This is a genomic window from Dactylosporangium sp. NPDC051087 (assembly GCF_055586325.1).
Genome location: NZ_JBVJIJ010000011.1, coordinates 276,382 through 302,831, shown reverse-complemented (window position 1 = coordinate 302,831; position 26,450 = coordinate 276,382). Strand labels below are relative to the sequence as shown.

The window sequence follows — 26,450 nt, the reverse complement described above, 5'->3', positions numbered from 1 at the left end:
GGCGCGGGCACCGCACGGCTCCTAGCGTTGCAGGTGGTCCATCCCCCTTCCCCGCCAGGAGGAGCATCATCATGTCCAGATCCAGGCGCGCGGCAGGCGTCCTCGCCGTCGTGCTCGCCGGCGTCACCGCCACCGCGGTCCACATGGCCGACGCCGCCACCACCGTCACCGTCCAGGCCGAGTCGTTCGCCGCCCAGTCGGGTGTCCAGGTGGAGACCACCGTCGACACCGGCGGCGGGCAGAACGTCGCTTATCTCGCCAACGGCGACTGGATGCGCTTCGACGGCGTCGACCTCGGCCCCGCCGGCCCGGTCACGGCCGCCGCCCGGGTCGCGTCCGCGGTCGGCGGCGGCACCGTCGAGCTGCGCACCGGCTCGCAGACCGGGCCGCTGCTGGCCAGCTTCCCGATCGCGGCGACCGGCGGCTGGCAGGCGTGGACGACGCTGTCCGCGACCGGGACCCACGCCACCGCCGGCGCGCAGGCGGTGTTCGCCGTGCTGAAGAGCTCCGGCGGCGGCGACTTCGTCAACATCAACTGGTTCTCCTTCACCGCCGGCGGATCCACGCCGCCGAGCACGGAGCCGGGCTGGGTCGACATCGACCGGGCCAAGTGGAACGCGCAGCTCGCCGCGTTCAACGCGCTGCCGATGGACCCGGCACCCGCGAACGCCGTGCGGGTCCCGGAGTTCAACGCGACCTGCACGTACAGCCACTCCCGCAAGGACGACCCGATCGTCTTCCCGGGCCTGCCCGGCGCCTCGCACATGCACAGCTTCATCGGCAACCGCAGCACCGACGCCAACAGCACCGCCGACACGCTGCTCGCCAACGCCGGCACCAGCTGCGCACCGGCGCCGGACCTGTCCGCCTACTGGGTGCCGACGCTGTACGAGCGCGGCGTCGCCGTCGAGCCGAAGGGCGTCGTCGTCTACTACGGCTCGCGCCTGACCGACTCGTCGAAGACCGTGCCGTTCCCGCAGGGCTTCCGGATGATCGCCGGCGACGCGAAGCTGCAGGCGCCGACCCCGGCCGGGACCGTCAACCAGTTCTACTGCGCGGGCCCCGGCGGCGAGATCGGCCGCAGCGCCGACGGCAACTGGCCGCGCTGCGCGCCGGGCGCGTCGCTGCTGTTCCAGCTGGTCTTCCAGGACTGCTGGGACGGCCAGCATCTGGACAGCCCGACGCACAAGGGCCACGTCGCCTACACCTACGACGGCAAGTGCTCCGGCGCGTTCCCGATCGCGATCCCGTCGGTGTCCTTCGTCATCGCCTACCCGACGCCCGGCTCGGTCGACGGCTTCACGCTGTCGTCGGGGATGGCGTCGTCGTTCCACGGCGACTCCTTCCTCGCCTGGGACAACACCGCGCAGGGCAAGCGGGTGAAGAACTGCATCGTCCAGAAGGCGAAGTGCAACACCGCCGGGACGTTCTAGCGGCTCAGCGGAGCTGGATCTGGTTGACGTCGGGGGCCGGTCCCTCGGTGTTGAAGAACCGGATCCAGCTCGTGCCCGCCGGCAGGTGCACCCGCAGCGTGACCGTCGCGGGGATCAGCCAGTCGCCGGCGCCGCTGAGCGTCAGCGACTGCGCGGGCCCGTCGTTGACGGCGACCCGCAGGGTCCGGGTCTCGGCCGTCTCGTAGGTGACGGTCAGCGTCCGCTCGCCGGCGACGGTCACACCGGCGACGCGGACGGCCAGGGTGTTGGGGCCGCCGATGTACCCCACCCGGCTGCCGCCGACGCAGCTTGGGCACTCGATGACCCGGGCGCCGTTGCGCAGGTTGGCCGGGTCGGCGGCGTGCAGGCTGATCACGGTGAACGCCGTGGCCGCCGGCGTCCGCGCGGCGCCGGAGGGCGCGGCGGCGGTGGATGAGACGGCGGTGGGGGACGGCGGCGCCGAGGTGCGTGGCAGCGCCGGGGAAGGCGTCGCCGGGACCGGGGCGGGGCCCGCCGAGGCCGGCCCCGGAGGGGGTGTCGTGGCGGTCGCGGCCGGCGGGTGGCCGCGACCGTCCGGCATGACGAGCGGCGGCACGATCAGGGCCGTGGCGCCGACCCCGGCGGCGAGGGCGGTCCAGCCGAGCCGCCGCGGCCATGCCCTCATCGCCGGCCGGTCCACAGCAGGACGGCCGCCACGCGCCCGCTGACGCCGAGCTTGGTGAAGACGTGATGCAGGTGGTTCTTCACCGTCTTCTCCGTCAGCAGCAGCCGGTGCGCGATCGCCGCGTTGGACAGCCCCTCCGCGAGCAGGTCGAGGACGTCCTTCTCGCGGCGGGTCAGCCGGTACCGGCTGAGCGTCTCCTCCTGCCGCTCGGCGAGGTCCTGCCGCGCCGCCTGCGCCCGGACGCTCTGCGTCGCGACGGCCGCCGCGACCGGGGACAGCCAGCCGTGCCCGGCGGCGACGGCGAGGACCGCCCGGCCCAGCTCCTCGGGGGTGAACGCGCCGTGCACGAGGTAGCCGCGGGCGCCGCCGCGCAGCATCCGGCCGATGAGCACCGGGTCGGCGTCGCTGGTGATGACCAGGACGCCGCCGAGCCGGCTCAGCTCGCCGAGCGCGGACAGCCCGTCGGCGACCGGCATCCGGTGGTCCAGCAGCGTCACGTCCGGGCGGTGGGCCCGCGCCTGCGTGACGGCCTCGCGCCCGTCGGCGGCCTCGGCGACGACGCGCACGCCGTCGACGCCGTCGAGGTAGCCGCGCAGCGCCGCCCGCACGATCGGGTTGTCGTCCACCACCAGCACGCCGATCACGTCGGGACCGTCACTTCCACGGTGGTGCCACGGCCGGGGGAGGACGCGACGTGCAGGCTCCCGTCGATGGTGTGCGCCCGCTCGTACATGCCGATGAGCCCGAAATGGTGCGCGGCGCGCAGCTCGGAGAGGTCGGCGGGCAGCCCGAAGCCGCAGCCGTCGTCGTGGATGCGCAGTCGCAGGTGCGCGCGCCCCTGGTGCAGGCTGACGGTGGTGCCGCCGGCCGAGGCGTGCCGGGCGACGTTGTGCAGGGCCTCCTGCAGGATGCGGCTCAGCTCGTACCGCACCGCGACCGGAGGGTCGACGGGCGCCGTGGCGAGCCGGACCGGGATCCCGTACACCCGCGACCACCGCCTGCAGATCTCCTCGACGGTGTCGGCGAAGTCGCCGTCGGGGGCGTCGAGGCGCAGGCCGTCGACGAGCTCCCGGGCCTCCTGGGCGGCGGCCTCCGCGCCGCGGGAGACGGTGCCGGCCAGTTGCGCGGCGAGGTCCGGGTGCCGGCGCAGCGACTGCGGCAGGGCCAGGGCGGCGAAGGACACCCCGCGCAGCGTCTTGGTGACGGAGTCGTGCAGCTCCCTGGCCAGCCGGGCGCGTTCCGACGCGGCGGCGGTACGTTGCGCCGACGCCACCACCCGCACCGACAGCTCCACGTAGCGGCGCAGGGCGGCGGTGGCGACGGCCGCGCCGGCGGTGGCGGGCACGCAGGCGATCGGGAAGGTCAGCATGAAGGCGGCGAGCCCCGGGTCGGCGCCGGCGGGCAGGACCACGGCGGCGACCGTGTAGCCGAGCGCGGTGTATCCGGCGGCGAGCGGCAGCGCCCACATCCCGGCGAGGACCCCGGCGAGGGCGGACGCGCCGACGGCGCTGCAGTAGAAGGTGACGCCGCCGCCGTCGAGGGCGAGGACGCCGAGCACGGCCGCGGCGTCGAGCCCGATGACGGGCACCGGCCGGCCGGCGGCGTGCGGGTGCCGGGAGAGCACGGCGAGCCCGGCGGCGGTCGTCGCGGCGACGACGGCGAGCGCGGCGAGCAGCGGGCGGGGGTCGGCGGCGAGGCGCAGCCCGGCGGCGCCGGCGGTGAGCGTTGCGGCGGCCCGGCCGAGCAGCACCGCGCGGCCGAGGGCGGCCGGTGCCACCACCCTGTCGACATGCTGCCCCACGGGCGGGACTTTACGCTCTTTCCCGGCCGGTTCCATAGACGCCGATCGGCGCCCCGCCGCAGGTGCGCGGGACGCCGATCAGGTGTTCGTCGTTACGGCAGCATGTAGTTCTCGTTGAGCGCCGCGCCGCGGTTCGGCTTGTACTGGTCGAACCCGCGCGGGTCGCACTGCAGACCACCGACGATGCAGTGGGTGGTGAGTGCCGCCAGGGTCGGCGCGTCCCACGCGTTGTACACGTCGTAGTGGAACGAGTAGCCGCGGCCGCTGGAGAACGCGACGTTGGCCATGTTGCCGCTGACCGGCCACGCCATCTTGAACTCGATCATGTTGACGGCGACCGGGTGCGACGACGGGCAGACCCCGACGACCGGGTAGGCCATGTGCGCCTTGTGGTCGGGGGAGTCCAGGTGCAGGCCGTCCCAGCAGCTGGGGGCCTGGAACCGGACGTTGAGCTGGCTGCCCGGCGTGCAGTTGGCGGGGATGTCCCACTGCCGGGTCAGGTCACCGCACTCGAAGCCCTCGACCGCGCCCGGGTGGTTCTTGAACTGGTCGAGCGTGGAGGACGGGCTGCCCACGACGTACCGCAGACCCGCCGGCATCGGCCGGACGCTGCGCCAGTCGAGGACACCGCTCTTGTAGTAGATGACCTGGCGGCCGACGGGCTGCACGGCGACGCCGTTGTTGAGCAGGGTCGGCATCCAGTACGCGGACTTGTCGCCCGGCGTGATGCAGGCGGTGCCACCGGCCTGCAGCGACGGCAGGGTCGTGTTCGCGTTGGTGGTGGTGTTGCCCATGAACGTGTGCGAGTGCGAGGCGCCCGGCAGCCCGAAGAACACGATCGGGTCGTCGGGGAGGTTGCTGCGGCTCACGGAGCAGTTCGCCTGGAACTCGTGGTGCGTCGTCGGCGGGTTCGTCGCCGGCGGGGTCGCCGTGGACGGGGTGACGCCGGTGACCGGGTTCGGGGCCATGACCCAGCCCGGGCCGCTGGTCGGCGGCGGGGTGCCGGTCGACTCGCCGTAGACCTTGAACTCCCACAGCGAGTAGCCGTAGCCGGTGCCGCGCTGCGTGCCGTACATCCGCACGTAGCGGCCGGTGCCGTTGACGTTGAGCGTCTGCGTGCCGCCGGTGCCGGTGGTGGTGCTGTAGATGCTCGTCCAGGCGTTGCCGTCGGGCGACGTCTGGATCTGGAACGCCTTGCCGTAGGCGTTCTCCCACTGCAGGACGACCTGCGTGATCGTCGCGGTGGCGCCGAGGTCGACGCGCAGCCACTGCGGGTCGCTCCACTGGCTGCCCCAGCGGGTGCCGGGGTTGTTGTCGAACGCGCCGGCCGGCGGCGACTCGCCGAGCTCCTGCGAGGACGCGAGGGCCGGCTTGTTGAGCGAGAGCAGGGTGGGGGCGGCGGCGTCGGCGGCGGTCAGCTGGATCGCGCCGACGACCATCGATGCGACCACCGCGGTGGTGACCCCGATCGGGGCCAGGATTCTTCTGAGCCGTCTTGTACTCATGGAGCTCCCAGGGTGTGGGCGGGTGCCGCCGCCGGACCGTGTCGCTCGGCATGCGTGAGGCGGTCACACATGCCACCGGTGCCGGGGTGGAACCGGGTGGCGGGATGAGCCGTTGGAGAGCGCTCTCCCAAATGTTGCGCCCGCATGGCCGGTCCGTCAATACGTGGCGACGTCCCGCCGGTGCGAAACCGAACAATTCGGATGTAACTCAGCGGAACTTAAGGCTTCGACGGAGAGCGCTCTCCAGTTGCTCTTGCGCGGTGCGTGATTTGTGCCTACATAGCGTGGTTTGACTGATACTCTCCGTGCAGGTGTTGCGGGAGGGGAGGACGGGCCATGCGGCGAGAGACCCCGCGGATCCTGCACGTCACCGGGTCGATGAGCGCGGGCACCGCCGCCGCGGTCGTCGAGTTCGTCCGCTCGACCCCGCAGTACGAGCACCACCTGCTGTTCCGGCGCGTCCTCGGCGACCTGCCCGTGCGCTTCGAGGACCTGTTCACCGGCAGCCGGGACGCCGGGGGCGGACCGGTCCGGCTCGGCCGGGCGCTGCGCGAGACGCTGCCCGCCGTCGCCCCGCGCATCGTGCACCTGCACGGGGGCTGGGCCGGGTTCGTCGGGCGCACCGTCATCCCGGCGGTCGCCCGCTCCGCGACCGGGCCCGCGATCCTCTACACACCGCACTGCTTCGGCTTCGAACGCACCGAGGTCCCTGTTCCGGGGTTCACGCTGCCGCGCTCCTTGCCGCGCTCCTTGCCGCGCTTCTTGTTGCGTCCGCTGCTGCGCTCGCTTCGCGCCGTCGAACGGGCCGTGGCCGCCTCCACCGATCTCGCCGTCTGCGTCAGCTCCCGCGAGGCCGCCCTGGCCGAGGAGCTCGGCATGCCGGCGGTCGTCGTGCCGAACACGACCCGGGCCCGCACCGCCCGCCACCGCACCGGCGCCCCCGCGGGCGGGTCGGTCGTCACCGTCGGGCGGGTGGGTGCGCAGAAGGACCCCGGCTTCCTCCTGCGGGTCAAGGCACTGCTCGGCGACGGCGCCACCTGGACCTGGGTCGGCGGCGGCGACCCACGCCTGGAGGCGGCGCTGCGCGCGGCCGGGGTCAGGGTCACCGGCCGGCGGTCACCGGCGCAGGTGCGCACCCACCTCGCCGCCGCCGACGCGTACCTGCACACCGCCGCCTGGGACAGCTGCCCGCTGCCGCTGCTCGAGGCCGCCGCCGCCGGGCTGCCACTGGTCGCGCGCAGCATCCCCGCGCTGGACTCGCTCGGCCTCGACCCGTCGCTCGGCACCGCCGAGGCGGTCGCCGCCGAGCTCGCCACCGTGCTCGCCACCGGGCGGCCGACCCGGCCACGGCTGCAGGAGACGTTCGCCGCCCGGCACACACCGCAGGCGCAGGCCGCCGCGCTCGCCGACGCGTACGCCGGGGTCCTCGGCCCGATCGCCGGTCAGCCCCGCATCTGCCACCCGCACCTGATCGTTGACCCGGAGGAGGTGACCAGCCGATGAGCGTCACCGTCAGCGTCATCATGCCCGTCTGCAGGACCGCCCGCGCCCTGCCGTCGGTGCTCGCCCTGCGGGTCCCGGCCGGCGTCACCGTCGACCTGATCGTCGTCGACGACGCCACCGCCGACGCGGTCCCGCCCACCCTCGACGGCGCCCCGGCCGCGTCCGCTTCTGTTCCTTCAGCTCCGGGTGATGCTTCGGTCGCATCTGTTCCGGATGGTGCCGCGACTTCTGCTGTTCCGGGTGACGCCGGGAGCGGTCCTGTGCTCGCCGGTCCTGTGCCTGCCGGTCCTGTGCCTGCAGGTTCTGTGCCTGCAGGTTCTGTGCCGGCCGGTCCTGTGCCGGCCGGTCCTGTGCCTGCAGGTTCTGTGGCCGCCGGTCCTGTGCCGGCCGGGACACCGTTCCCGGTGCGGGTCCTGCGGCACGACGCGCGGCGCGGCCCGTCCGCCGCCCGCAACACCGGCCTGGCCGCCGCCACCGGCGACTACGTCTGGTTCGTCGGCGGCGACGACTGGGTCGACCCCGAACTGCTCGCCTCACTCGCCTCGGCCGCCCCCGGCGCCGACATCGTGGTCGCCGGCACCGTGCCCGTGACGGAGGACGGCGTCACCGGCCCGCCGCAGCCACCTCGCGACACCACCACCGTGTGGACCGGCAAACAGGCCGTCGAAGAATTCCTGTACCGCCGCATCCGCTCCGGCGTGACCAACAAACTCATCCGCCGCGCCCTGCTCGACGGCCTCACCTTCCCACTCGGCCCGCGCCACGAGGACGTCGCCGTCATGGCGTGGCTGCTGCTACGCGCACGGAGCGTCGCGTTCGTCGCCGGTCCCGCGTACTTCCACCTGCGCCGACCTGTCACCGCCTTCAACCCCCGCACCACGGAACGCCCGGCGGCCGTCGACGAGGCCCTGTTCGTCCTCGCCGGTGCCGGCTCACCCGCCGCCCGCCAGCACTTCCGCCTCCGCGCCGGAGCCCTCGCCGTGGCCGGCGCCGCCGCCCGCTCCTCCACCGGCGAACTGTCCGTCGCCGCCTGGGAAGCCGTCGGCACCGCCCGCCGCGCCCTGCGCCCCCGCGACGCCTGGACCGCCCTGCGCCACCGCCAGCCCGTCCTCGCCTCGGCGGTGCTGCTCATGCGCGTGGCCCCGGCCCTGTACGTCCGCCTCTACCGCGCCGCCCGCGTCGCCGACCGCCACCGCCACGAACGCCTCGGCCGCCCCTGGCGCGGCGAAGCGGCCGCCGCCGACCCAGCCACCACCGCACCCCCGCCCCCTCCGGCAACCTGCAACCCGATTGCAGGTAATCCAACCGCCGGCAATCCCACCGTCGCCGCGGCAGCCGCAGTCACCGACGCAGCCAAAGCACCCGACGCTGCCGACGCGGCTGCTGCGGCCGGCGCAGCCGCTGGTGCCGCATCCGACGCAGCCGTATCCGGTGGCGACGCGGCCCCTGGCTCAACTGGCGTTCATCAGAGTGCGGTTCATCCGGCCGCCGCAAACCCGGCTATCGGCAACCCGATTGCAGCTAATCCAGTTGCCGGTAAACCTGTTGTCGCCGACGCAGCGACAGCAGTCGATGCAGCCGCTGGCACCGCAGCCATCGACGACGCAGCCGCATCCGACGCTGTCACCGATGAAGCAGTCGCCGACAACGCATCCGCATCCGACGTAGCCGCATCCGCATCCGCATCCGCCGCAGTCGCCGGCGATGCGGCCGCTGGCTCAGCTGCCGCTCGCCTGGGTATGGCTCATTCGGCCGCCGTGAATCCGGCTATCGGCAACCCGATTGCAGCTAACTCGGTTGCCGGTAATCCTGCTTCCGCCGACTCGGCGGCAGCCGACTCGGCTGCCGCCGACTCGGCTGCTGTTGGCTCGACCGCTGCCGACTCGGCTGCTGTTGGCTCGACCGCTGCCGACTCGGCTGCTGTTGGCTCGGCTGCTGTTGGCTCGGCCGCTGTTGGCTCGGCCGCAGCTAATCCGGCGGCCGCCCATCTCGATGTGGCTCATCCGGCCGTTGCCGACGTGGCTGCGCTTAGTCCGGCTGCCGTCAATCCCGTCGCCGCTGACCCGGCTTCGGTTGACTCGGCCTTGGTTGACTCGGCCTTGGTTGACTCGGCCTTGGTTGACTCGGCCTTGGTTGACTCGGCCTTGGTTGACTCGGCCTTGGTCAACCCGGCTTCGGGTGGTGCGGTCTCTGTCGAGCCCGCTCCGGTTGGCTCGTCTGCCGCCAATCCGTCTGCGGCGAATCCTTCTGCCGTTGATCCGGTTGGCATCAGCCCGGCCACCGTCGATTCGGCTGCTGGCTGTGCGGTTGCTGATTCTGTTGGCGGCGGGGGGATTGACGGCAATTCGGTTGCCGGTAATTCGACTGGGGGTGAACTCGCTCGCTCGGGTTCGCCGGCTGTGCCGAGCCAGTCTCGTGCCGCCGGCTCGGTCGCGGATGCCGGCGCCGCTCCGGCATCGCCGCCCGGCGAGCCGGCATCGACCGTCAGTGCAGCAGGGCCGCCCGGCAAGGAGCCGGAAGGCGCGGCCGCCGGGGGTGCCGAAACCGCGACCACCACCGACCTCGTGGCGGCGGACCGTGACTGACGCGGGGCAGCCAGGGCTCGCGGTCACCTGCGTCGTGCCCACCCACGACCGCCCGGAGCTGCTGGCACGCGCCCTGCGGTCGGTGTTCGCCCAGACCGTGCGGCCCGCGGAGGTCATCGTCGTCGACGACGTCGGGTCCGCGAAGGGGGTCGTCGACGGGTTCGGGGACCGGGTGCGGTACGTGCCGGCGCACACCTCCACCGCCGGCGCCTCCCGCAACCTCGGCGCCGCGCGGGCCGGGACGCCGTTGCTCGCGTTCCTCGACGATGACGACACCTGGCATCCGGCGTTCCTGGCCAGGTGCCTCGCCGAGCTCGAAGAACCCGGGTCCGCGGTGGACTTCGCGGCGGCGTGGACGTGGCGGTGCCGTTCGGGGCACCGGCGGCCCGGCGGGTCGCTGCCGGAGGTCGTCGTGCCGGGCGCGTGCCTGCACCGCAACCCGGGCCTCACGGGCAGCAACTTCGTCATGCGCGCCGATGCGTTCCACAGGCTCGGCGGGTTCGACGCCGGGCTGCCGGTGAACAACGACCTCGACCTGTTCGTCCGCGCGCTCGACCTGGGTCTCACGTACGCGGTGGTGCGGGAGCGGCTCGTCGTGCAGTACCGGACAGGTCCGTCGCGCGGTCCGGGCCGCGCGTCCGGGCTGGCCGGCTACCGGCACAAGTACCGCGACCGCCTCACCGTCGCCCAGCGCCGCTTCCTGCGCCGGGAGCAGTACGTGGCCCTGAAGTTCCCCGATCAGCTGCGCCGCCGCAGGCTCGCGTACGGCATCCTCGGCTGGCTCAACACCACCCCGAGCCAGTGCGTCGACGCCGTCCGGCACCGCCTCAACGGCGCGGCGCTCTATCAAGACTGAGCTCACAGCCGCCGGGGAGCGGCGATGCCGAGCAGGTCCAGGCCCGTCGCGAGGGTGTCCGCGGTCAGTGCGCACAGCGCGACCCGGTTGCCCCGCACGGGTTCCGGGGCCTTGAGGATCGGGCACCGTTCGTACAACGCCGTCACGGTCTGGGCGAGGTCGTGCAGGTACGTGCACAGCCGGTGCGGCTCGCAGCCGGCGGCGACCGCGGTGAGCACGTCGCCGAAGGCGTCCAGCCGCAGGACGAGGGCCCGCTCCACGTCCTCCAGCGGCGCGCCGGTCGTGACCTGGGGGACGGCGCCGGCCTTCGCCAGGACGGAGCGGAGCCGGGCGTGGGCGTACTGCAGGTACACGCCGGTGTTGCCGGTCAGGGCCATCATCCGGTCCGGGTCGTACAGGTGGTCCCGGGTCCGGCTGGTGGACAGGTCGGCGTACTTCACGGCGCCGATGCCGACGTCCCGGCCGCGTTCCGCGAGCTCGGCCGCGCCCAGCGACGGGTTCTTCGCCGCGACGACCGCCGTCGCCCGCTCGACGGCCTCGGTGAGCAGGCCGGCGAGCGGGGCGGTGGCACCGGACCGGCTCTTGAACGGCCGCCCGTCCGCGCCCAGCATCATCCCGAACGCGGCGTGCACCGCCTCGACGGACGGGGGCAGCCAGCCGGCCCGCCGGGCGGTGTCGAACACCTGCTGGAAGTGCGGCGCCTGCCGGGCGTCGACGACGTACACGATCCGGTCGGCCCGCAGGGTGCCGACCCGGTGCCGCAGCGCGGCCAGGTCGGTGGCCGGATAGCCGAACCCGCCGTCGCTCTTGCGGACGATCAGCGGGGCGCCGGCACCGGGGAAGAACACGCACAGGGCGCCGTCGCTGCGCCGGGCCACGCCCAGCGCCTCGAGGTCGTCGGCGACCCCGGTCAGGAGCGGGTTGTAGCTGCTCTCGCCGGCGATGTCGGCGTCGGTCAGCAGGACGCCGAGCCGCTCGTACACGTCGGTGAAGTACCGCTTCGACTCCTGGACCATCGTCCGCCAGGCGGTCAGGCTGTCCGGGTCGCCGCCCTGCAGCGCCACGACCCGCCGCCGGCTGCGGTCCGCGAACGCCGGGTCGCTCTGGAAGAGGGCGTAGGCCGTCTTGTACCGCACGGTCAGCGCCGACGTGTCGGCCGGGTGCTCGGCAAGGTACTGGATGAGCATCCCGTACTGCGTGCCCCAGTCGCCGATGTGGTTCTGCCGCACGACGTCGCCGCCGAGGTGGGTCAGGACCCGGGCGAGGGCGTCGCCGATGATCGTGGACCGCAGGTGCCCGACGTGCATCTCCTTCGCCACGTTCGGGTGCGAGTAGTCCAGGACCGTCCGCACGCCGGTCTGCGGCAGGCCGGTGCCGAGCCGCGGGGCGGTGAGCCGCTCCGCGACCCGGCCGAGGAGCGCCTCGGCGGTCAGCGTGACGTTGACGAACCCGGGCCCGGCGACCCGCAGGTCCGCGACGAGCCCGTCCGGCCGCAGCCGGTCGGTGACCTGCCCGGCGAGCTGCCGCGGGTCGCGCCGCAGCGTCCGGGCGAGGGCGAGCAGGCCGTCGGCCTGCAGATCGGCGTGCGACGACAGGTGCACCTGCGGGTCGAACACCGGGGACGGGAGGGCCGCCGAGATCCGGGCGGCGAGCAGCGTGGCGAACGACGGCACGACCATCGTGGGACTCCAGACGGGTGACGGGGCGGGCGGGGCACAGCGGGACCGGCGGCGGTGTGTTCACCGTCGTCGTCGCGTGCCCGCCTCGCTCATCGCCGTCATGGTGCGTCCACCGTACCCGCGGATCCCGGCGCGGTCGCCGCATATTTCGACTGCCCGTCCGGCCCGGACGCGACGCTCAGCCGGCCAGGCCGCAGGAGTGGGCGAGGATCACCAGCTGCACCCGGTCCCGGACGCCGGCCTTCGCGATCGCCCGCGTCACGTGGGTCTTCGCGGTCAGCGGGCTGATGAACAGCTCCCTGGCGATCTCCTCGTTGGACAGCCCGGCGGCGACGAGCCGGACCACCTCGAGCTCCCGCGGGGTCAGCACGGCGAGCCGGTCGGTGGTCGGCGACGGCCCGGCCGGGCGGTGCGCGAACCGGCCGATGACCCGGGCGGTCACGCTCGGCGACAGCAGCGCCTCGCCGGCCGCGACGACCCGGACGGCGCGGCGCAGCTCGTCGGGCTCGACCTCCTTGGTGAGGAAGCCGCTCGCGCCGGCGCGCAGGGCCGCGAACACGTTCTCGTCCGTCTCGAACGTGGTGAGGATGACGACCCGGGTGCCGGCGAGGTCCGGGTCCGCGACGATCTGCCCGGTCGCCGCGATCCCGTCCAGGCCGGGCATCCGGATGTCCATCAGCACCACGTCGGGCCGCAGCCGGCGGGCCTGCCGGACGGCCTCGTCGCCGGTGGACGCCTCGCCGGCGACCGTGATGTCCCTCGTGCGCCGCAGCAGGCTGCCGAACCCGGCGCGCACGAGAGCCTGGTCATCCGCCAGCAAAACGTTCACGGTCATGACGTCACCTCCGCTGCGCTCCGGCGCCGCCCTGACCTGATGCTGCGCCCCTGATGCCCGTCCACTCCGCTGCGCTCCGGTCCGGTCATGACGTCACCTCCGCTGCGCTCCGGTCCGGTCATGACGGAATTGTCGCGTGTACGGTGAAGCCGCCGCCGCCGTCCGTGGTGAGCGAGCCGCCGAGGGCCTCCACACGTTCGCGCATCCCGGTGAGCCCGTGCCCTTCCGGCGCCCGCGATCCGGCGCCGTCGTCGGTGACCGTCACCTCCGTCACCGGTCCGTAGTGGACCGTGACGGTCACGGTGCCCGCGTTCGCGTGCCGCACGACGTTCGTCAGCGCCTCCCGCACGATCAGACCGGCGGCGGTGCGCACCGGCAGCGGCGCCTCCGGGCCGGTGACGGCGAGCCGCGCGTCCAGCCCCGCCTCTCGGACCCGGGCGACCAGCGCGTCCAGGTCGAGCGGCTCGGCGGGCGGCCGGCGGTCGTCGCGGAGCACGCCGACGAGCGAGGACAGGTCGCTCATCGCCCGGCGGCGGACGTCCTGCGCGAGGCGCAGCGCCGCCCGGGCCTCGTCGGGCGCGGTCTCCAGCGCGTCCGCGGCGACGTTGAGGTGCACCCCGACGACGGTGAGCGTGTGCGCGACGGTGTCGTGCACCTCCCGCGCGACCCGGAGCCGTTCCGCGGTGCGCTGCTCCTCGATCGCGGTCCGCGTCCAGCGCCGCCAGTTGCCGAACGCGACGGTCACGGCGAGCGCCGCGGTCAGCCACAGCAGGTCCGGCCCGACCCCGGCGAACGTCCTGGCGGCGGTGTGCCGCAGGACGGTCCACTCCAGGTTGAACGCCGTGACCGTGTGCAGCGCCGCGATCCCCACGACGACCCGCAGCCGCGGCCGCGGTCCGAGCACCACCGACACGTACAGCAGCGTCACCGGCCACAGCCAGCCGCCGGTGGTCAGCTCTGCGACGCGCATGGCGACGACCCCGCAGATGCCGGTGACCAGCCCGGTGAGCGGCCACCGCACCTGCGCCCACAACAGGGCCGCCAGCGACGTGGCGAGCGGCAGCGACCCCTCGGCGAGGTGGTCCCCGGAGCCGCTCAGCACGGCGATGAACGTGACCGCGGCGAACGCGGCGACCATCTTCGGTTTCGTCATGCTGCCGAACGCTAGGAGCGCGCCCGCGCCGGGTCGTCGTCCGCGAGGAGGCACCGTCTCGTACACCATATGGAGTATCAGGCAGCAGGCTGATGCATTCCCGGCACCGTGGCTAGCGTTGCCGCCCATGGAGCACCGCTGTGGCAAGCATGCCGTCCTGGCCAACCCGGCGTCGCGCATCCCGGTCTGGATGGACTGCGCCGTCCACCGCTACACCTCGTACCAGATCGACCGCCGCTTCACCGTGATCGTCTCCCTGGAGTTCTCCTACGAGGAGACCGCGTCGCTGTCCTGGATCATCGAACACGGGATGCTGTAGCCGTCACCGGCGAGGGTTGCCCGGCGAAGCCGGTCGTGATGAGGAACAGGGCGGCGATGTAGGTCGTCATGACGATCAGGTCGCGGCCGGCGAAGTCCAGGTCGGCGGCGCCCAGCCCGATCAGCAGGTCCGACAGCAGGAACAGGAAACCACCGGCGGCGACCGTCCGCGAGACGGCGAACGCCGCGGCCGCCATGGCGCTCAGCGCGAGGCTGTACACCAGGATCGGCACCCGCAGCGTGCCCAGCGACGGCCAGAGCAGCGCGTTCAGCACCACCCACAGGACGCCGTAGCCGGCCGCGGCGACACGGTGCAGGGGAGCGCGGCGCAGGAAGGCCAGCAGGAAGCAGATCTGCGTGCCGAGGAAGCAGGCCATGCCCAGCAGGAAGGGCACGGTGCCCGGCACCAGGAGCGCCACGTCGCCCGCGAACGCGAAGACCAGGCCCCACCCGATGAGCGAGAAGCGCATCAGGTACCAGAGCAGCAGCGGGGCGAGGAGCGGCTTCGCGACCCACTGCAGCGGCTCCCAGGACATGGCGACGCCCGTGAGCTCTGCGACGGCGGCGCAGCCGAACAGCACCAGTGGGAGTCTCATGCGGCGGGCCGCCAGCCGGGCCGGCCGAAGACGAAGCGCGTCCGGTCGCGCCAGCCGGTGGCCGTGCGCACGTCGCGCCAGATGTCCCGGTACTCGTGGGTGGCGACCCGCAGCGGGTTGTAGGTGCCGATGTTCTTCGTCAGGCCGTACACCACCCGCGCCCGTTCGGGCTCGAACGTTCCGAACATCCGGTCCCAGATGATGAGGATGCCGCCGTAGTTGCGGTCCAGGTACTCGGCGTTGGCGCCGTGGTGGACGCGGTGGTGCGACGGGGTGTTGAAGAACCACTCGACGGGCCGGGGCAGCCGGCCGACCCGCTCGCTGTGCAGGAAGAACTGGTACGCCAGGCTGATCGACTGCTGCAGGAACACCATCCACGGCGGGATGCCCAGCAGCGGCAGGAACAGCCAGAACGGGGTGGCGGTCATCGGCGTCCAGCTCTGCCGCAGCGCCGTGGACAGGTTGAAGAAGACGCTGGAGTGGTGCACGACGTGGCCGGCCCAGAAGACCCGGACCTCGTGGTGCAGGCGGTGGAACCAGTAGTACGCGAAGTCGTCGGCGAAGAACAGCAGCGCCCACGTCCACGGGCTGGCCGGGTCGAGCTTCAGCGGGGTGAGCACGTAGAGGCCGGCGAACGCGAGCGCGACCAGGATCTTCCACGGCACGCCGATGATCTGGCTGCCGAGGCCCATCGACAGGCTGGTGGTGGTGTCGCGGACCTCGTAGCCGCGCTCGTCGTCGTCGGGCAGGAAGCGGTAGGACACCGCCTCCATCACGATGAGCAGCAGGAACGCGGGCACGGCATAGAGCACGGCGGGGATCATGCTCGGGTCTCCTTGGGCGCGAGAACAGGGGCGGTGAGCAGGGCCTGGGCGGAGTGGAAGGCCTCGGAGGCGGCGCCGGCGGCGATGTGCGCGGCGAGCCGGCGGTGCCCGGCGACGTCGAGGAGCTCGGCGGTGCGCAGCCTCGGCGGGACGTGCCCGACGGCGAGCGCGCCGCTCACGAGGCTGTTGAAGGCCAGGAGGTACGCGGTGTTGCCGCTGCCCGCGACGACGGCCCGCCACAGCGCGACGTTCGCCTCGCCCATCCGGTCCAGGTCCGGCGCCGCGGCGGCGAGCGCGTCGACCCTGGCGACGATGTCCTGCCGGGCGGCGGGCGTGCCGCGCAGCGCGCACAGCCTGGCGGCGTCGGCCCCGATGCAGGCGCGCATCTCCATCATGTCGCGCACGAGGGTGCCGACCGGCAGGACGTCGCCGCTGGACATCGCGAGGTCGAGCCCCGCGTGCACCCGCCAGTCGAGGACCCTGGTCGCGCCGCCCTGGCTGACCTTGACCAGGCCGAGCTGCTGCAGCCGGCGCAGCGCCTCACGCACCGCGTGCCGGTTCACCTCGAACGTCGCGGCGAGCTCCCGCTCGCTGGGCAGCGCGGCCCCGGGCGCGTAGGCGCCGCTGAGCACCGCGTCCCGCAGCTGCGCGAAGACGTGGTCGGACACGGAGCTGCGCGGAGCCGGCGTCAACGTCACGCCGCGACTGTCTCACACATCAACTGGTTGGACCAGTGGTCGCGAGCGGTGGGATCCGCCGGTGACCGGCGGATCACTGGGTCAGGCTGTCCACGATCTTCTGGGCGGTGGTCGCGTGCTTGGCGTAGGCGCTGGCGAAGGCGCTGCGCTGGACCGCCTGGGCGGCGCCGGTGACGCTCATCGACTGCCAGCCGGAGACCTTCATCAGCCGCGTGTAGAACTTCGCCGCCGCGAACGCCGGGTCCATGAGCTGCTCGACGGTGCCCCAGATGCTGACCCGCTGCTGGAAGATGCCGACCGAGTCGTAGTTGGTGCCGGTGCCCTCGTGGGGCAGCTTCAGCGACGCCGGGACCTTCGGGTTCGCCATGTTCTTCAGGTACGTCTCCTGCAGCGCGGTCGCGATCGCCACGACGTACGCGCGCTCGGGCAGGCCCATCTGCCGGCCGACCTCGATGACGATGAACGCGTTGTTGGTCGCCGCCTGGGTGAGCCCGGCGACGGGCTTCGGGACCAGGGACGTGCCGGGCGCGGACGCCAGCTCGACCCCGCGGGCGGCGTTCGCCCGCGCGTTCGTCTCGTAGAACTGGGCCGCGTCGAACTTGGTGTCGTCGGAGACCGCCGCCGGCTCGTTGGGGAAGATCGCCCAAGAGACACCGACGCTGATCAGTGAGGCGACGAGGCTGATCGCGGCAAGCATCGCCATCCTGCTGAAATGCAGGCGACGTGCGGCAGCGGGCCTACGCCGGGGGGTGGCGCCACGCACCGCGACAGCTTAGGGAACGCGGCGCCCCATCCGGAAGTCGTCTTAACAAAACCTAAGGAACACTGATCAATCCACGTCGTTTGAGTAGCGGCTCGATCAACGGATCGCGACCGCGGAACGCGCGGTAGACCTCCATCGCGTCGGCGCTGCCGCCCTTGGCGAGCAGGCCGTCACGGAACGTGTCGCCGAGTTCCCGGCGCAGCCCGCCCTGCTCGGTGAGCCAGTCGACGGTGTCGGCGTCGAGCACCTCGCTCCAGATGTAGGAGTAGTACCCGGCGCTGTACGCCGCGCCGCTGAAGATGTGCGCGAAGTACGCGGTCCGGTAGCGCGGCGGCACGAACGGCACCGCCACCCCGTCCCGCTCCAGCGCCGCCGCCTCGAAGGCGAGCACGTCGGTCACCGCCGCGGCCTCCTCGACGGTCAGCGTGTGCCAGGCCAGGTCGAGCAGCGTCGCCGCCAGGTACTCCGTGGTCGCGAAGCCCTTGTTGAACTGCTCCGCCGCCTGCAGCCGCTCCACCACCGACTGCGGCAGGTGCTCGCCGGTGCGATGGTGGGTGGCGTAGTTGGCCAGGACCTCCGGCCACAGCATCCACACCTCGTTGACCTGCGACGGATACTCGACGAAGTCGCGGGGGACCCGGGTGCCGGCGAACTTCGGGAAGTGCACCTGGGAGAAGAGGGTGTGCAGCGCGTGACCGAACTCGTGGAAGAGGGTGCGCACCTCGTCGAGCGTCAGCAGCGTCGGCTCCCCGTCGGGCGCCCGGTTGATGTTGAGGTTGTTGACGACGACCGGCGCGGTGCCGAACAGCCGCGACTGCGGCACGAGGGCGTTGGCCCAGGCGCCGCCGCGCTTCGACGGGCGGGTGAAGAAGTCGCCGATGAACAGGCCGAGGGGTCCGCCGTCCCGGTCGAAGACCTCGAAGACGCGGGCGTCGCCGTGGTACGCCGGAAGGTCCGGCCGCTCCTGGAAGCGGATCCCGTACAGCTGGCCGGCGGCGTAGAAGACCCCGTCGTGCAGGACCCGCTCCAGCTCGAAGTACGGCCGCAGCTCCGCCTCGTCGATCGCGTACCGCTCCCGCCGGACCTTCTCGGTGTAGAACGCCCAGTCCCACGGCTGCAGGGTGAACGCGGCGCCGATCGCCTCCTGCAGGTCCTCGGCCTCGATCCGGGCGTTGGCGACGGCGGCCGGCGCCAGCTTCGCCAGCATCTCCTGGACGGCGCCGACGCTGCGGGCGGTGTTGTCGGCGATGTTGTAGGCCGCGTGGTGCTCGAAGCCGAGCAGCCGCGCCCGCTCCGCCCGCAGCCGCGCGATGCGCAGCACCGACGCGGTGGTGTCGTGCTCGCCGCCGCTGGATCCCCGCGCGACGGACGCGGTGTGCAGCCGCTCGCGGACCGCCCGGTTCTGCAGCGACGCGAGCGCCGGCTGCGCCGTGGGCAGGATCAGGTTCAGCGCGTAGCCCTCGGTGAGGCCCCGGTCGCGGGCGGCGACCTCGGCGGCGGCGACCGCGTCGGCGGACAGCCCGGCGAGGTCCCCGGCGTCCCGCACGACGACGGCGCTGGCCTTCATCTCGTCGCGGACCTTGTTGCCGAAGTCGGTCGCGAGCGCCGCGAGCTCGGCGTTGAGCTCCCGCAGCCGGACGTGCTCCTCCTCGGACAGCCGGGCGCCGGCCCGGACGAACTCGGTGTGGTACCGCTCGAGCAGCCACGCCGACTCGCCGTCCAGCTCGAGGGCGTCGCGGGTCTCGTACAGCCGCTCGATGCGGGCGAAGAGCCGCCGGTCGAGCATGATGGCGTCGCCGTGCGCGGACAGCAGGGGCACCACCCGCGACTCGATGTCCTGCAGGTCCGGGCTGGTGTCGGAGCTGGTGACGTTGAAGAAGGCGGCCGACACCCGCTGCAGGACTCGACCCGAGCGCTCCAGGGCGACGAGGGTGTTGTCGAACGTCGGCGGCTCGGAAAGGGTGGCGATGGCTTCGACCTCGGCCCGCTGCTCGGCCATGCCGCGCTCGAACGCGGGCAGGTAGTGCCCGGTCTCGATGCGGTCGAAGGGCGGCAGCTGATACGGCAGGTCACTCGCGGCGAAGAACGGGTTGTCCGTGGTCACCTACCGACTGTATAGGGACGGCTCTTTTCCGGAAGTCTGTGCAACCGATCCGACTGCCGGCCCCGTGAGTACCGCATGACGGATCGGGACACGGCGTTCGCCGAGTACTTCGCCGCGCGGTCGGACGCGATACGCGGCACGGCGTTCCTGCTGTGCGGTGACTGGCACCGGGCGGAGGACCTCACCCAGGTGGCGTTCACCAAGCTGTACGTGGTGTGGGACCGGGTGAGCCGGCACGAGGCCCTCGACGGGTACGTCCGGCAGACCCTGTTCCGGGCGTTCCTGGACGAGCGCCGGCTCGGCTGGTGGCACCGGGTCCGGGTCACGGACGTGCCGCTGGACGGCGCCACCCACGACAAGGCGCCCGACGAGCGGATCACGATGCTCGCCGCCCTGTCCGCCGTGCCCGCCCGGCAGCGGGCCGTGCTGATCCTGCGGTACTGGGAGGACCTGTCCGTGGAAGCGACGGCGGCCCTGCTCAGTTGCAGCACCGGCACCGTGAAGAGCCAGGCCGCGCGGGGGCTGCAGACCCTTCGCACCCACCTTGAAGACAGTCACGCGCGAGCATCGAGGAAGCAGTCATGAACGAACACGATGTGAAGGTGTCGCTGCGCGACGCCCTCGACAGCCTCACCCCGCCGCCGATGTCGCCGGCGGTGGCCGTGACCGCCGGGCGCCGGGCCGTGCGCCGCCGCAACCTGGTCGCCGCCGGCGCCGCCACCGGGGTCGTCGCGGTCGTCGCCGCGGTCGCCGTGGCGGTCGCGGCGACCGGGCCGGGTGGCGGCGCACCCCTGCAGGTCGGTGCGCCAGGGGGGACACCGGCGGCGACCACGCCCGCCCCCGGCGGCACCGACAAGGAGGTGTGGCCGACCCAGCCCAACGGGCAGCCGCAGCAGGACCGCACCGCCCGCGCCGGGCACAAGTTCGACCAGGGCGAGCAGCTGCTGGTCGACCTGCTCGCCGTGGTACCGGCCGGGTACACCGCCCTGGACAACCCCGGCACCGACCAGCTCGTGCCGTCGCGGATGTCGCAGGCCCAGTACGAGGGCAAGGTCGCCGGCAAGGACGCCTGGTCCTACCTGGCGGCCACGCAGCTGGGCAAGGACGGCGGCGTCGGGCAGCTCCTCGTCACCGTCTACGAGCCGGGCCTGGTGGACGCGCCCGGCGACGCCTGCGCGGTCGCGAACGCCTTCTGGACCCCGGCGACGGCGGGCTGCAAGCTCGTGACGTCCGGCGCCGTGACCGTCGGGATCGCGTCCGGCCGCAACGGCGAGTTCGACCAGTGGGCCGCATACAGGCACCCCGACGGCACCGTGGTGTTCATCGCCCAGGAGAAGCTCGACGACCGGTCCGGCAACGGCACCGGGGCCCTGCCGGCGCTCCCGCTGACCGAGGACCGGCTCGCCGCCCTCGTCGTCGACGAACGCTTCCACGTCAAGGCGTCCTGACGCGGTGGAGTCGGCCGGTCCACCGGCCGGCTCCGCACCAGCTACCGCGCGTGGGCCGGGACGCTGGCGGTGAGGCTGTCGGCGAGGACGGTGATCTCGTCGCCGGGGCAGTAGTCGAAGCGGAGCCGCAGCTCGTCGCCGGTGAGCACCTCGACCGGCTCGCGCAACGGCACCACCAGGTAGTTCATCGTCCAGTCGATGCTGCCCGGCGGCTCGTACAGCAGCGACAGGAGATTCTTGGTGACCACCCGCACGGCGTTGACCAGGGCCGGGCGCTCCGCGACGAAGCGCAGGTCGCCGGTGCAGTGGTGCGGCAGCGGGTCGGTGTAGAAGAACTGCTGGAACACCTGCGGCGGGGCCGCCTCGACGGTGCGCGGCTGCAGGCTCTCCGGCAGCTGGAACACCGGCGCCGGCACCGTGTAGCCGAAGTAGGTGAAGTCCTGCTCGACCGGCTGGATGGCCTGCACGCACGCCTCCGGCACGAAGCGGGGCAGCGGGCCGCCGATGTGCCGCAGGTAGCGGCGCTTGAAGCTGTTGATGACCTCGATCTGCCGCTCGCGGAGCAGCCCGACGTGCAGCATCTCGCAGAGCACCACGTCGACCGGCTCTTCGGGCAGGTAGTCGCGGGCGTCGGCGTGCAGGACGGTGACGGCGTCGCCGACCGCCGCCCGCAACGCCGACGAGGCCGTGGCGAAGACCCGCGGCTCCCGCTCGATCGCGGTGACCGTGGCGCCCTGCCGGGCGGCGAAGTACGACAGGACGCCGGTCCCGCAGCCGAGGTCGAGGACCCGGGTCCCGGGCCGGACGGCCTCGGCGATCGCATCGGCGAACGCCTCCATCCGGCGTTCGTCGGACAGCAGCAGCGCCTGATACTGCAGCGGGATCACGTCCGCCGGGAACCCGAGATGTTCCAGGTCCAGGTGTTCCATGGGCAAAGCGTATGCCTTATCGCAGGCGCAGGCCGTCCCATCCGGCATAGCCGCGCGGCTCCCGGAGCTCCCGCGCCCGCAGCACCCACCAGCAGGTGGCGGTGAGGGCCGCGCCGGCGATCGCGTCGACGATGTAGTGGTTCGCGGTCAGGACCACGGCGGCCACCATCAGCACCGGCATCGCCGCGCCGAACGCGCGCAGCAGCGGACCCCGGGCCGCGGCCAGGATCGCCAGGCCGATGAGCAGATCCCAGCCGACGTGCAGGCTCGGCATCGCGGCGTACTGGTTGGTGAACATCGCCGGCTGCAGCACCCGGTACGCGTCGGAGGACTGCGTCACGGTGTCGACCAGGCCCAGCTCGGCCAGCCGCGGCGGGGCGAGCGGGAAGAGCATGAAGATCACCAGGCCGATCCCGCCGGACAGCAGCATCGCGTTGCGGGTGCGGTAGTAGATCGCCGGGTTGGTGCGGGCCAGCCAGATCAGGGTCGCGACGATGACCGGCCAGTGGCCCCAGATGTAGACCCAGTTGAAGAACGTCGCCACGGCGGGCGTGCCGGCGAACGTCGACTGCAGCCAGTGCTCGTGGAACAGCCCGGCGGAGCGTTCGAAGTCCACGACGGTCCCCGCGTTCGCGAGGGCCCGGTCCGTCGCCGCCTCCGTGGCGCCCCGGACCCCGAAGTACGCGGCCACCGCCGCCGTCACGATGCCGACCTGCCGGCCGAGGCCGACCGGCCGCAGCGCCGGTTTCTCCCAGGTGATGGTCATGGCGTCCAGCCTCGTCACCGCGAGGCCGGACGCCATCCAGTGCAAGCACGGACCGGACCCTGATCTCCGGCGGCGCCGGGCGTCAGGAGGTCCCCTACGGGGTCGTCACTTCTCCCCGATGTTCTTCAGGGGCGTCGGGTCCTCGATGTTGGCCGGCGCGTTCCACTTCTGCAGCTTCGAGCCGTCGCACACGGCGGTGGTGAGCTTGCTGGCCGTGCTGCTGCCCTTGAAGATGTCGCCCGTGGGCAGCTTCGGGTCGTCGAGGTTCGTCGGGCTCAGGCACCGGTCCCAGGTGTCCTTGATGACGTAGCTCGTCCCGTAGGTGCCCTCCTGATACGACACCTTCCACTCGACGGCGTCGAAGGCCGACTGGGAGTCGCCGAGGGTCGGGCACACCTTCATGATCACGAAATGGGTGGCGCCCTTCGGGTCGTACGTCGTCAGGCAGTAGGTCTTGTTCGTCTTGGTGTTGTCGTACGTGGTGATCCGGCCGGTGACGGTCCCGGTCTCGTTCACGGCGAGGGGGACCGAGAAGCGCTGGTTCCAGGCGACGTTGAGCATGTTCGGCGCCTGCTTGCACGGCCACACGATGAGGAACCCGAGGGTGGTGTCGAAGTTCGTGACGTCGACGCACCGGCCGAACTGCTTGAAGTTGACCAGGCTCCACGGCGCGGACGCGGCACCGGCGCCGACGCTCGCGTCCGGCGTGAACGTGCGGGTGTTGTCGGCGGCGCCGCCGCACCCGATGAGCTCCATGAACGCGCCCTTGGTGCTGCCGGCCTTCGCGTGCATGCAGAAGGTGCCGAGCCCGCCGGCGGCCGTGGTGCTCTGGAAGTTGGAGCTGTCGTTGAGGCTCCACCGCTGGTAGTACGGCACGGTCACGCTCGTCCCGCACACCTGGAACTGCAGCAGCGCGCCGGAGATCGGGGAGGCGCCGGAGTCGACGCACATGCCCAGCGGGTTCGCGGCGGTCTTCGACGACACCAGCTGCAGCGTCAGATACTTCGTGTACGCGAAGGTCTGCCGCGAGCTGCCCGGGTTGCACGGCTGGGTGGTGACGATCGTGCCGACGCCCGGCGAGCCGGAGCCCGCGTCCAGGCAGTACGTGCCGCCGTAGAAGCGGACCAGGCCGCCCTCGATGTTCGCGTTGGTGAACCGGAAGACGTAGGTGGCGGTCAGCGTCCGGGTCCCCCCGTCGCGCGGGTTGATCGCCTGCCCGGCGGCGCCCTCGACGGTGCCCATCGACGTGATGACCGCGTACGACGGCACCGACAGCAGGTGCGACGCCTTCGTCGCGCACGGCAGCGGCTGGCGCGAGGAGTCCTGGTACTCGACGGAGACCTGGTAGCGGCCGGGCAGCCCGGCGCCGATCGCGCCGATCAGCGGCGTGGCGACCGGGATGCAGATCAGGTTGGCGATGCTGCCCGCCGACGCGCGGATCCCGCCGATCACCATGTCGATGCCGGCCTGGGCGGCGTGCAGCGCCTTCGCCCGCTCGATCGTCGACGCGGTGTTCCGCACCTGGTTGATCACCACGGGCACCATGAGCGTCGACAACGACGTGCCGACGAGGGTCAGCATCATCGCCAGGGGCAGCGACCCGCGCTCGTCGCGCAGCCATCTGAAGAACCTCATGTGCGGGCCTCCGGGCAGACCGTGGCGGGCAGGGTGCCCCTGGTGCTGTTCAGCGCGGTGAAGGTGACGTCGGTCCTCGACTCGGTCTGGCCGGTGCCGGGGTTGGTGGCCACCACCAGGACGATCTGCAGCCGCTGGTAGCCGGTGTCCGACGTCGGGTCCGCCAGCGCGAACGAGCTCTTCGCGGCGTTCACCTGGCTGGCGAGCACGACCCATTTGCCGGCCGGTTTCGTCCCCTGCGGCCACACCTGCCGGCGCAGCACCTTCAGGTTCCTGTTCAGCTCCAGCTGCGCGCACTCCGGGTTGCCGCTCGCGGTGTCCGTGTTGACGTACTCCACCTGCTTGTTGCCGTTGGCGTCGGGATCGCCGGGCTTCGAGAACCCCGCCGCGTAGCGCAGGTTGCGGTCCAGCCGCAGGAACGCCGTGTTGAGCTGCGACTCGGTCACCGCCACCAGCTCGCTGCTGTTGCCGGCCCGGAAGAGCTGCACCACACCGGTGGTGAAGATGGCCATGACCGCGGACATGATCGCCGTGGTCACCGCCATCTCGGCCAGAGTGACACCGTCGTCGCGGCGCAGCCGGGCGACGGCTCGCCGGGAAGCGCGGGTGACACGGTCGTCGCGGCGCAGGAACGCGTTCATGTGATCGTCCAGATGAACATGAAGACCGCCGTGCCGCCGTTCTTCTCGGTGACGGTCAGGGTGACGGGGTAGACGCCGGCCGTCGTCGGGGTGCCGGTGACCTTGTTGGTGCTGAACGTCAGGCCGGGCGGCAGGCCGTCCGCCGTCCACGTGTACGGCAGGGTGCCGCCCGACGCGGCCATGTTCAGCTGGGTGATCGCCGTGCCCTTGACGTTCGTCAGGTCCGGCTTCGCCGTGCCGGTGAACGACGGCGTGGTCACCTGCAGCTGCCCGGCCGGGGTGGCCGGCGTGGTCACGTTGACCGGGACCAGCGTGGTGTTGGACGCGCCGGTGCTGTCGGTCACCTTCAACGTCACCAGGTAGCGCGACGCACCGCTCACCGTGCCCGACACCACGCCGGAGCTCGACAGCGTCAGGCCGGGCGGCATGTTCGTCGCCGTCCACGTGTACGGTCCGGTGCCGCCGTACGCGGCGACCGAGCCGTTGTACGGGCTGCCCTTCGTCAGGGCGATCGGCGTCGTCGCGTTCGGGTACTGCACCGCGACCTTCGTGTTCCAGGTGAACGTCGCCGAGTGCGTCTTGAGGTTCTTGTCGGTCACCTTCACGGTCACCGTCGCCTTCGACGCCGCGCCGGTCGCCGTCGTCGTGCCGGTGACGACCCCGGTCGTCGCGTTGATCGACAGCCCCGGCGGCAGGCCGGTCGCCGTCCACGCGTACGGGGCGATGCCACCGGTCAGCGGCACCTGGTAGCTCACGGCCGAACCGGCGTCCCAGGTCTGCGTGGCCGGCGCGGCGACCGGCAGCGCGGCCACCGTCCAGTTGAACGACGCGTCGTTGGTCGACACGGCGTCGTTGACGACGACCCGCACCACGTACGTGCCGGCGGTCGTCGGCGTGCCGCTGACGACGCCGGCGGGGGTGATCGTCACGCCCGGCGGCAGGTTCTCCGCGGACCAGGTCAGCGGCGGGTACGCGGTCGTCGCCGTCAGCGTCAGGGGCGCCGCCATCGGCACGGTGACCTCGTCGGTCTGGTTGCCGGGGTTGTCCGGCAGCGGCGGGATCACGGTGACGCTCGGGTTGAAGACCGGGTCCAGCGGCGCCGCGCTGACCAGCGTCTGCGTCAGGTACGAGCAGACCCCACCGGTCTTCGGGCAGGCCCGGTCGTTGTGCCAGGTGACGGCGACGACCACCCGGTAGAAGTTGAGCAGGGTGCCGGGCAGCGACAGCAGGCCGCACACGTCCCCGCCGAGCGGCATCTGGCACGACCCGACGAAGTAGTACCGGTCGAAGTCCGTGCTGTTGAACTGGACGGCCTGCGGCAGGATCGGCAGCGCCGGCTTGGCGAGGCTGTCGGCCAGCGGGCCGAGCTTCGAGTCCGCGGCCGGCAGCATCGTGGTCAGCAGGCCCTGCACGCCCGTCAGGACGCTGCCGACGAGGCCGGGGATCTCCCCGCCCTTGAACTTGCGCAGCTGCTCGGTCGCGTCCTTCATGCTGCGGCCGGACACGACGGCCGAACCCGGCAGCGACTTGGCCAGGTCGATGCCGTCGTGCGCGATCCGCACCGCGGACTGCAGGCCGCGCTGCTTGTTGAGCGTCGTGGTCGTGCCGACGAAGAACGTGGTCAGCGCCGTCATGACCACGCCGATGATCGCGATCGACGTGAGCGTCTCGACCAGGCTGAACCCGGCGTCGGCGGGGGGAGTCCGCTGCATGG

The 26,450-nt window shown here is 72.4% G+C and carries 24 protein-coding genes; 7 read left to right on the top strand and 17 right to left on the bottom strand.

The annotated features are described in order from the left end of the window. Positions 1 to 71: 71 nt before the first annotated feature. Positions 72 to 1,433 carry a DUF1996 domain-containing protein gene (locus ACZ6TV_RS22850; protein WP_465299232.1) on the top strand — a complete coding sequence of 454 codons (1,362 nt, stop codon included), beginning with the start codon at positions 72 to 74 and terminating at the stop codon, positions 1,431 to 1,433. A 4-nt stretch (positions 1,434 to 1,437) separates the two neighbouring features. On the opposite strand, the gene ACZ6TV_RS22845 is transcribed toward ACZ6TV_RS22850, so the two are convergent. From ACZ6TV_RS22845 to ACZ6TV_RS22830, 4 genes are all read right to left on the bottom strand, one after another. After that, positions 1,438 to 2,097: a hypothetical protein gene (locus ACZ6TV_RS22845; protein WP_465299231.1), complete on the bottom strand. Its 660-nt coding sequence runs from the start codon at positions 2,095 to 2,097 to the stop codon at positions 1,438 to 1,440. Beyond that, on the bottom strand, positions 2,094 to 2,741 hold the full coding sequence (locus tag ACZ6TV_RS22840; protein WP_465299230.1) for a response regulator: 648 nt from the start codon (positions 2,739 to 2,741) through the stop codon (positions 2,094 to 2,096). Before ACZ6TV_RS22840 ends, ACZ6TV_RS22845 begins: the two co-directional genes overlap by 4 nt. Beyond that, positions 2,738 to 3,898 (bottom strand): sensor histidine kinase, encoded by a 1,161-nt coding sequence (locus tag ACZ6TV_RS22835; RefSeq protein WP_465299229.1) that lies wholly within the window; start codon positions 3,896 to 3,898, stop codon positions 2,738 to 2,740. The genes ACZ6TV_RS22840 and ACZ6TV_RS22835 overlap by 4 nt, the downstream gene beginning before the upstream one ends. A gap of 92 nt (positions 3,899 to 3,990) precedes the next feature. After that, positions 3,991 to 5,403, bottom strand: a complete 1,413-nt coding sequence (locus tag ACZ6TV_RS22830) for a DUF1996 domain-containing protein (protein ID WP_465299228.1) — start codon at positions 5,401 to 5,403, stop codon at positions 3,991 to 3,993. Positions 5,404 to 5,739: 336 nt separating this feature from the next. Here ACZ6TV_RS22830 and ACZ6TV_RS22825 point away from each other — a divergent pair, with 336 nt between their 5' ends. Genes ACZ6TV_RS22825 through ACZ6TV_RS22815 form a run of 3 tightly spaced genes read left to right on the top strand, consistent with a single transcriptional unit; the run spans position 5,740 to position 10,347 of the window. Next, a complete protein-coding gene (locus tag ACZ6TV_RS22825) occupies positions 5,740 to 6,906 on the top strand; it encodes a glycosyltransferase family 4 protein (protein ID WP_465299227.1) in 1,167 nt (388 codons plus the stop codon). Then, entirely contained in the window at positions 6,903 to 9,491 is a 2,589-nt protein-coding gene (locus tag ACZ6TV_RS22820) for a glycosyltransferase family 2 protein (RefSeq protein WP_465299226.1), read from the top strand. The genes ACZ6TV_RS22825 and ACZ6TV_RS22820 overlap by 4 nt, the downstream gene beginning before the upstream one ends. Beyond that, positions 9,484 to 10,347 (top strand): glycosyltransferase family 2 protein, encoded by an 864-nt coding sequence (locus ACZ6TV_RS22815; protein ID WP_465299225.1) that lies wholly within the window; start codon positions 9,484 to 9,486, stop codon positions 10,345 to 10,347. The genes ACZ6TV_RS22820 and ACZ6TV_RS22815 overlap by 8 nt, the downstream gene beginning before the upstream one ends. Before the next feature lie 2 nt (positions 10,348 to 10,349). On the opposite strand, the gene argS is transcribed toward ACZ6TV_RS22815, so the two are convergent. From argS to ACZ6TV_RS22800, 3 genes are all read right to left on the bottom strand, one after another. Beyond that, positions 10,350 to 12,026, bottom strand: coding sequence for an arginine--tRNA ligase (gene argS, locus ACZ6TV_RS22810; protein ID WP_465299224.1), 1,677 nt, complete (start codon positions 12,024 to 12,026; stop codon positions 10,350 to 10,352). A gap of 178 nt (positions 12,027 to 12,204) precedes the next feature. Continuing rightward, on the bottom strand, positions 12,205 to 12,861 hold the full coding sequence (locus tag ACZ6TV_RS22805) for a response regulator (protein WP_465299223.1): 657 nt from the start codon (positions 12,859 to 12,861) through the stop codon (positions 12,205 to 12,207). Positions 12,862 to 12,979: 118 nt separating this feature from the next. Then, positions 12,980 to 14,014, bottom strand: a complete 1,035-nt coding sequence (locus ACZ6TV_RS22800) for a sensor histidine kinase (RefSeq protein WP_465299222.1) — start codon at positions 14,012 to 14,014, stop codon at positions 12,980 to 12,982. Between the two features lie 127 nt (positions 14,015 to 14,141). On the opposite strand from ACZ6TV_RS22800, the gene ACZ6TV_RS22795 reads away from it, so the two are divergent. Continuing rightward, a complete protein-coding gene (locus ACZ6TV_RS22795) occupies positions 14,142 to 14,333 on the top strand; it encodes a hypothetical protein (protein WP_465299221.1) in 192 nt (63 codons plus the stop codon). Here ACZ6TV_RS22795 and ACZ6TV_RS22790 read toward each other — a convergent pair. From ACZ6TV_RS22790 to ACZ6TV_RS22770, 5 genes are all read right to left on the bottom strand, one after another. Then, complete coding sequence (locus ACZ6TV_RS22790; RefSeq protein ID WP_465299220.1) at positions 14,311 to 14,928, bottom strand: lysoplasmalogenase; 618 nt, start codon at positions 14,926 to 14,928, stop codon at positions 14,311 to 14,313. The genes ACZ6TV_RS22795 and ACZ6TV_RS22790 overlap by 23 nt on opposite strands. Beyond that, the gene (locus tag ACZ6TV_RS22785; RefSeq protein ID WP_465299219.1) at positions 14,925 to 15,752 is read right to left on the bottom strand and encodes a sterol desaturase family protein; all 828 of its coding nucleotides are present in this window, start codon (positions 15,750 to 15,752) and stop codon (positions 14,925 to 14,927) included. Before ACZ6TV_RS22785 ends, ACZ6TV_RS22790 begins: the two co-directional genes overlap by 4 nt. Continuing rightward, the gene (locus tag ACZ6TV_RS22780) at positions 15,749 to 16,450 is read right to left on the bottom strand and encodes a FadR/GntR family transcriptional regulator (RefSeq protein ID WP_465299218.1); all 702 of its coding nucleotides are present in this window, start codon (positions 16,448 to 16,450) and stop codon (positions 15,749 to 15,751) included. Before ACZ6TV_RS22780 ends, ACZ6TV_RS22785 begins: the two co-directional genes overlap by 4 nt. A 73-nt stretch (positions 16,451 to 16,523) precedes the next feature. Beyond that, positions 16,524 to 17,153 (bottom strand): hypothetical protein, encoded by a 630-nt coding sequence (locus ACZ6TV_RS22775; protein ID WP_465299217.1) that lies wholly within the window; start codon positions 17,151 to 17,153, stop codon positions 16,524 to 16,526. A gap of 112 nt (positions 17,154 to 17,265) precedes the next feature. After that, positions 17,266 to 19,317 (bottom strand): M3 family metallopeptidase, encoded by a 2,052-nt coding sequence (locus ACZ6TV_RS22770; RefSeq protein WP_465299216.1) that lies wholly within the window; start codon positions 19,315 to 19,317, stop codon positions 17,266 to 17,268. 75 nt (positions 19,318 to 19,392) lie between these two features. On the opposite strand from ACZ6TV_RS22770, the gene ACZ6TV_RS22765 reads away from it, so the two are divergent. Both ACZ6TV_RS22765 and ACZ6TV_RS22760 read left to right on the top strand, forming a co-directional pair. Next, positions 19,393 to 19,902, top strand: coding sequence for a SigE family RNA polymerase sigma factor (locus ACZ6TV_RS22765; protein ID WP_465299215.1), 510 nt, complete (start codon positions 19,393 to 19,395; stop codon positions 19,900 to 19,902). Beyond that, a complete protein-coding gene (locus tag ACZ6TV_RS22760) occupies positions 19,899 to 20,765 on the top strand; it encodes a hypothetical protein (protein WP_465299214.1) in 867 nt (288 codons plus the stop codon). Before ACZ6TV_RS22765 ends, ACZ6TV_RS22760 begins: the two co-directional genes overlap by 4 nt. A 41-nt stretch (positions 20,766 to 20,806) precedes the next feature. On the opposite strand, the gene ACZ6TV_RS22755 is transcribed toward ACZ6TV_RS22760, so the two are convergent. The 5 genes from ACZ6TV_RS22755 to ACZ6TV_RS22735 form a co-directional block, all read right to left on the bottom strand. Next, positions 20,807 to 21,694, bottom strand: a complete 888-nt coding sequence (locus ACZ6TV_RS22755; protein ID WP_465299213.1) for a methyltransferase domain-containing protein — start codon at positions 21,692 to 21,694, stop codon at positions 20,807 to 20,809. A 16-nt stretch (positions 21,695 to 21,710) separates the two neighbouring features. Next, entirely contained in the window at positions 21,711 to 22,460 is a 750-nt protein-coding gene (locus ACZ6TV_RS22750) for a phosphatase PAP2 family protein (RefSeq protein ID WP_465299212.1), read from the bottom strand. A gap of 105 nt (positions 22,461 to 22,565) precedes the next feature. Next, positions 22,566 to 24,095: a hypothetical protein gene (locus tag ACZ6TV_RS22745; protein ID WP_465299211.1), complete on the bottom strand. Its 1,530-nt coding sequence runs from the start codon at positions 24,093 to 24,095 to the stop codon at positions 22,566 to 22,568. Continuing rightward, complete coding sequence (locus ACZ6TV_RS22740; protein ID WP_465299210.1) at positions 24,092 to 24,736, bottom strand: hypothetical protein; 645 nt, start codon at positions 24,734 to 24,736, stop codon at positions 24,092 to 24,094. The genes ACZ6TV_RS22745 and ACZ6TV_RS22740 overlap by 4 nt, the downstream gene beginning before the upstream one ends. Beyond that, a complete protein-coding gene (locus tag ACZ6TV_RS22735; protein ID WP_465299209.1) occupies positions 24,733 to 26,448 on the bottom strand; it encodes a putative Ig domain-containing protein in 1,716 nt (571 codons plus the stop codon). Before ACZ6TV_RS22735 ends, ACZ6TV_RS22740 begins: the two co-directional genes overlap by 4 nt. Positions 26,449 to 26,450: the final 2 nt, after the last annotated feature.

Coding starts and splice junctions, on each gene's coding strand:
- ACZ6TV_RS22735 (WP_465299209.1), bottom strand. CDS start 26,448: ATGCAGCGGACTCCCCCCGCCGACGCCGGGTTCAGCCTGGTCGAGACG.
- ACZ6TV_RS22790 (WP_465299220.1), bottom strand. CDS start 14,928: ATGAGACTCCCACTGGTGCTGTTCGGCTGCGCCGCCGTCGCAGAGCTC.
- ACZ6TV_RS22740 (WP_465299210.1), bottom strand. CDS start 24,736: ATGAACGCGTTCCTGCGCCGCGACGACCGTGTCACCCGCGCTTCCCGG.
- ACZ6TV_RS22760 (WP_465299214.1), top strand. CDS start 19,899: ATGAACGAACACGATGTGAAGGTGTCGCTGCGCGACGCCCTCGACAGC.
- ACZ6TV_RS22745 (WP_465299211.1), bottom strand. CDS start 24,095: ATGAGGTTCTTCAGATGGCTGCGCGACGAGCGCGGGTCGCTGCCCCTG.
- ACZ6TV_RS22805 (WP_465299223.1), bottom strand. CDS start 12,861: ATGACCGTGAACGTTTTGCTGGCGGATGACCAGGCTCTCGTGCGCGCC.
- ACZ6TV_RS22850 (WP_465299232.1), top strand. CDS start 72: ATGTCCAGATCCAGGCGCGCGGCAGGCGTCCTCGCCGTCGTGCTCGCC.
- ACZ6TV_RS22845 (WP_465299231.1), bottom strand. CDS start 2,097: ATGAGGGCATGGCCGCGGCGGCTCGGCTGGACCGCCCTCGCCGCCGGG.
- ACZ6TV_RS22775 (WP_465299217.1), bottom strand. CDS start 17,153: ATGGCGATGCTTGCCGCGATCAGCCTCGTCGCCTCACTGATCAGCGTC.
- ACZ6TV_RS22820 (WP_465299226.1), top strand. CDS start 6,903: ATGAGCGTCACCGTCAGCGTCATCATGCCCGTCTGCAGGACCGCCCGC.
- ACZ6TV_RS22750 (WP_465299212.1), bottom strand. CDS start 22,460: ATGACCATCACCTGGGAGAAACCGGCGCTGCGGCCGGTCGGCCTCGGC.
- ACZ6TV_RS22785 (WP_465299219.1), bottom strand. CDS start 15,752: ATGATCCCCGCCGTGCTCTATGCCGTGCCCGCGTTCCTGCTGCTCATC.
- argS (WP_465299224.1), bottom strand. CDS start 12,026: ATGGTCGTGCCGTCGTTCGCCACGCTGCTCGCCGCCCGGATCTCGGCG.
- ACZ6TV_RS22795 (WP_465299221.1), top strand. CDS start 14,142: ATGGAGCACCGCTGTGGCAAGCATGCCGTCCTGGCCAACCCGGCGTCG.
- ACZ6TV_RS22765 (WP_465299215.1), top strand. CDS start 19,393: ATGACGGATCGGGACACGGCGTTCGCCGAGTACTTCGCCGCGCGGTCG.
- ACZ6TV_RS22755 (WP_465299213.1), bottom strand. CDS start 21,694: ATGGAACACCTGGACCTGGAACATCTCGGGTTCCCGGCGGACGTGATC.
- ACZ6TV_RS22800 (WP_465299222.1), bottom strand. CDS start 14,014: ATGACGAAACCGAAGATGGTCGCCGCGTTCGCCGCGGTCACGTTCATC.
- ACZ6TV_RS22830 (WP_465299228.1), bottom strand. CDS start 5,403: ATGAGTACAAGACGGCTCAGAAGAATCCTGGCCCCGATCGGGGTCACC.
- ACZ6TV_RS22825 (WP_465299227.1), top strand. CDS start 5,740: ATGCGGCGAGAGACCCCGCGGATCCTGCACGTCACCGGGTCGATGAGC.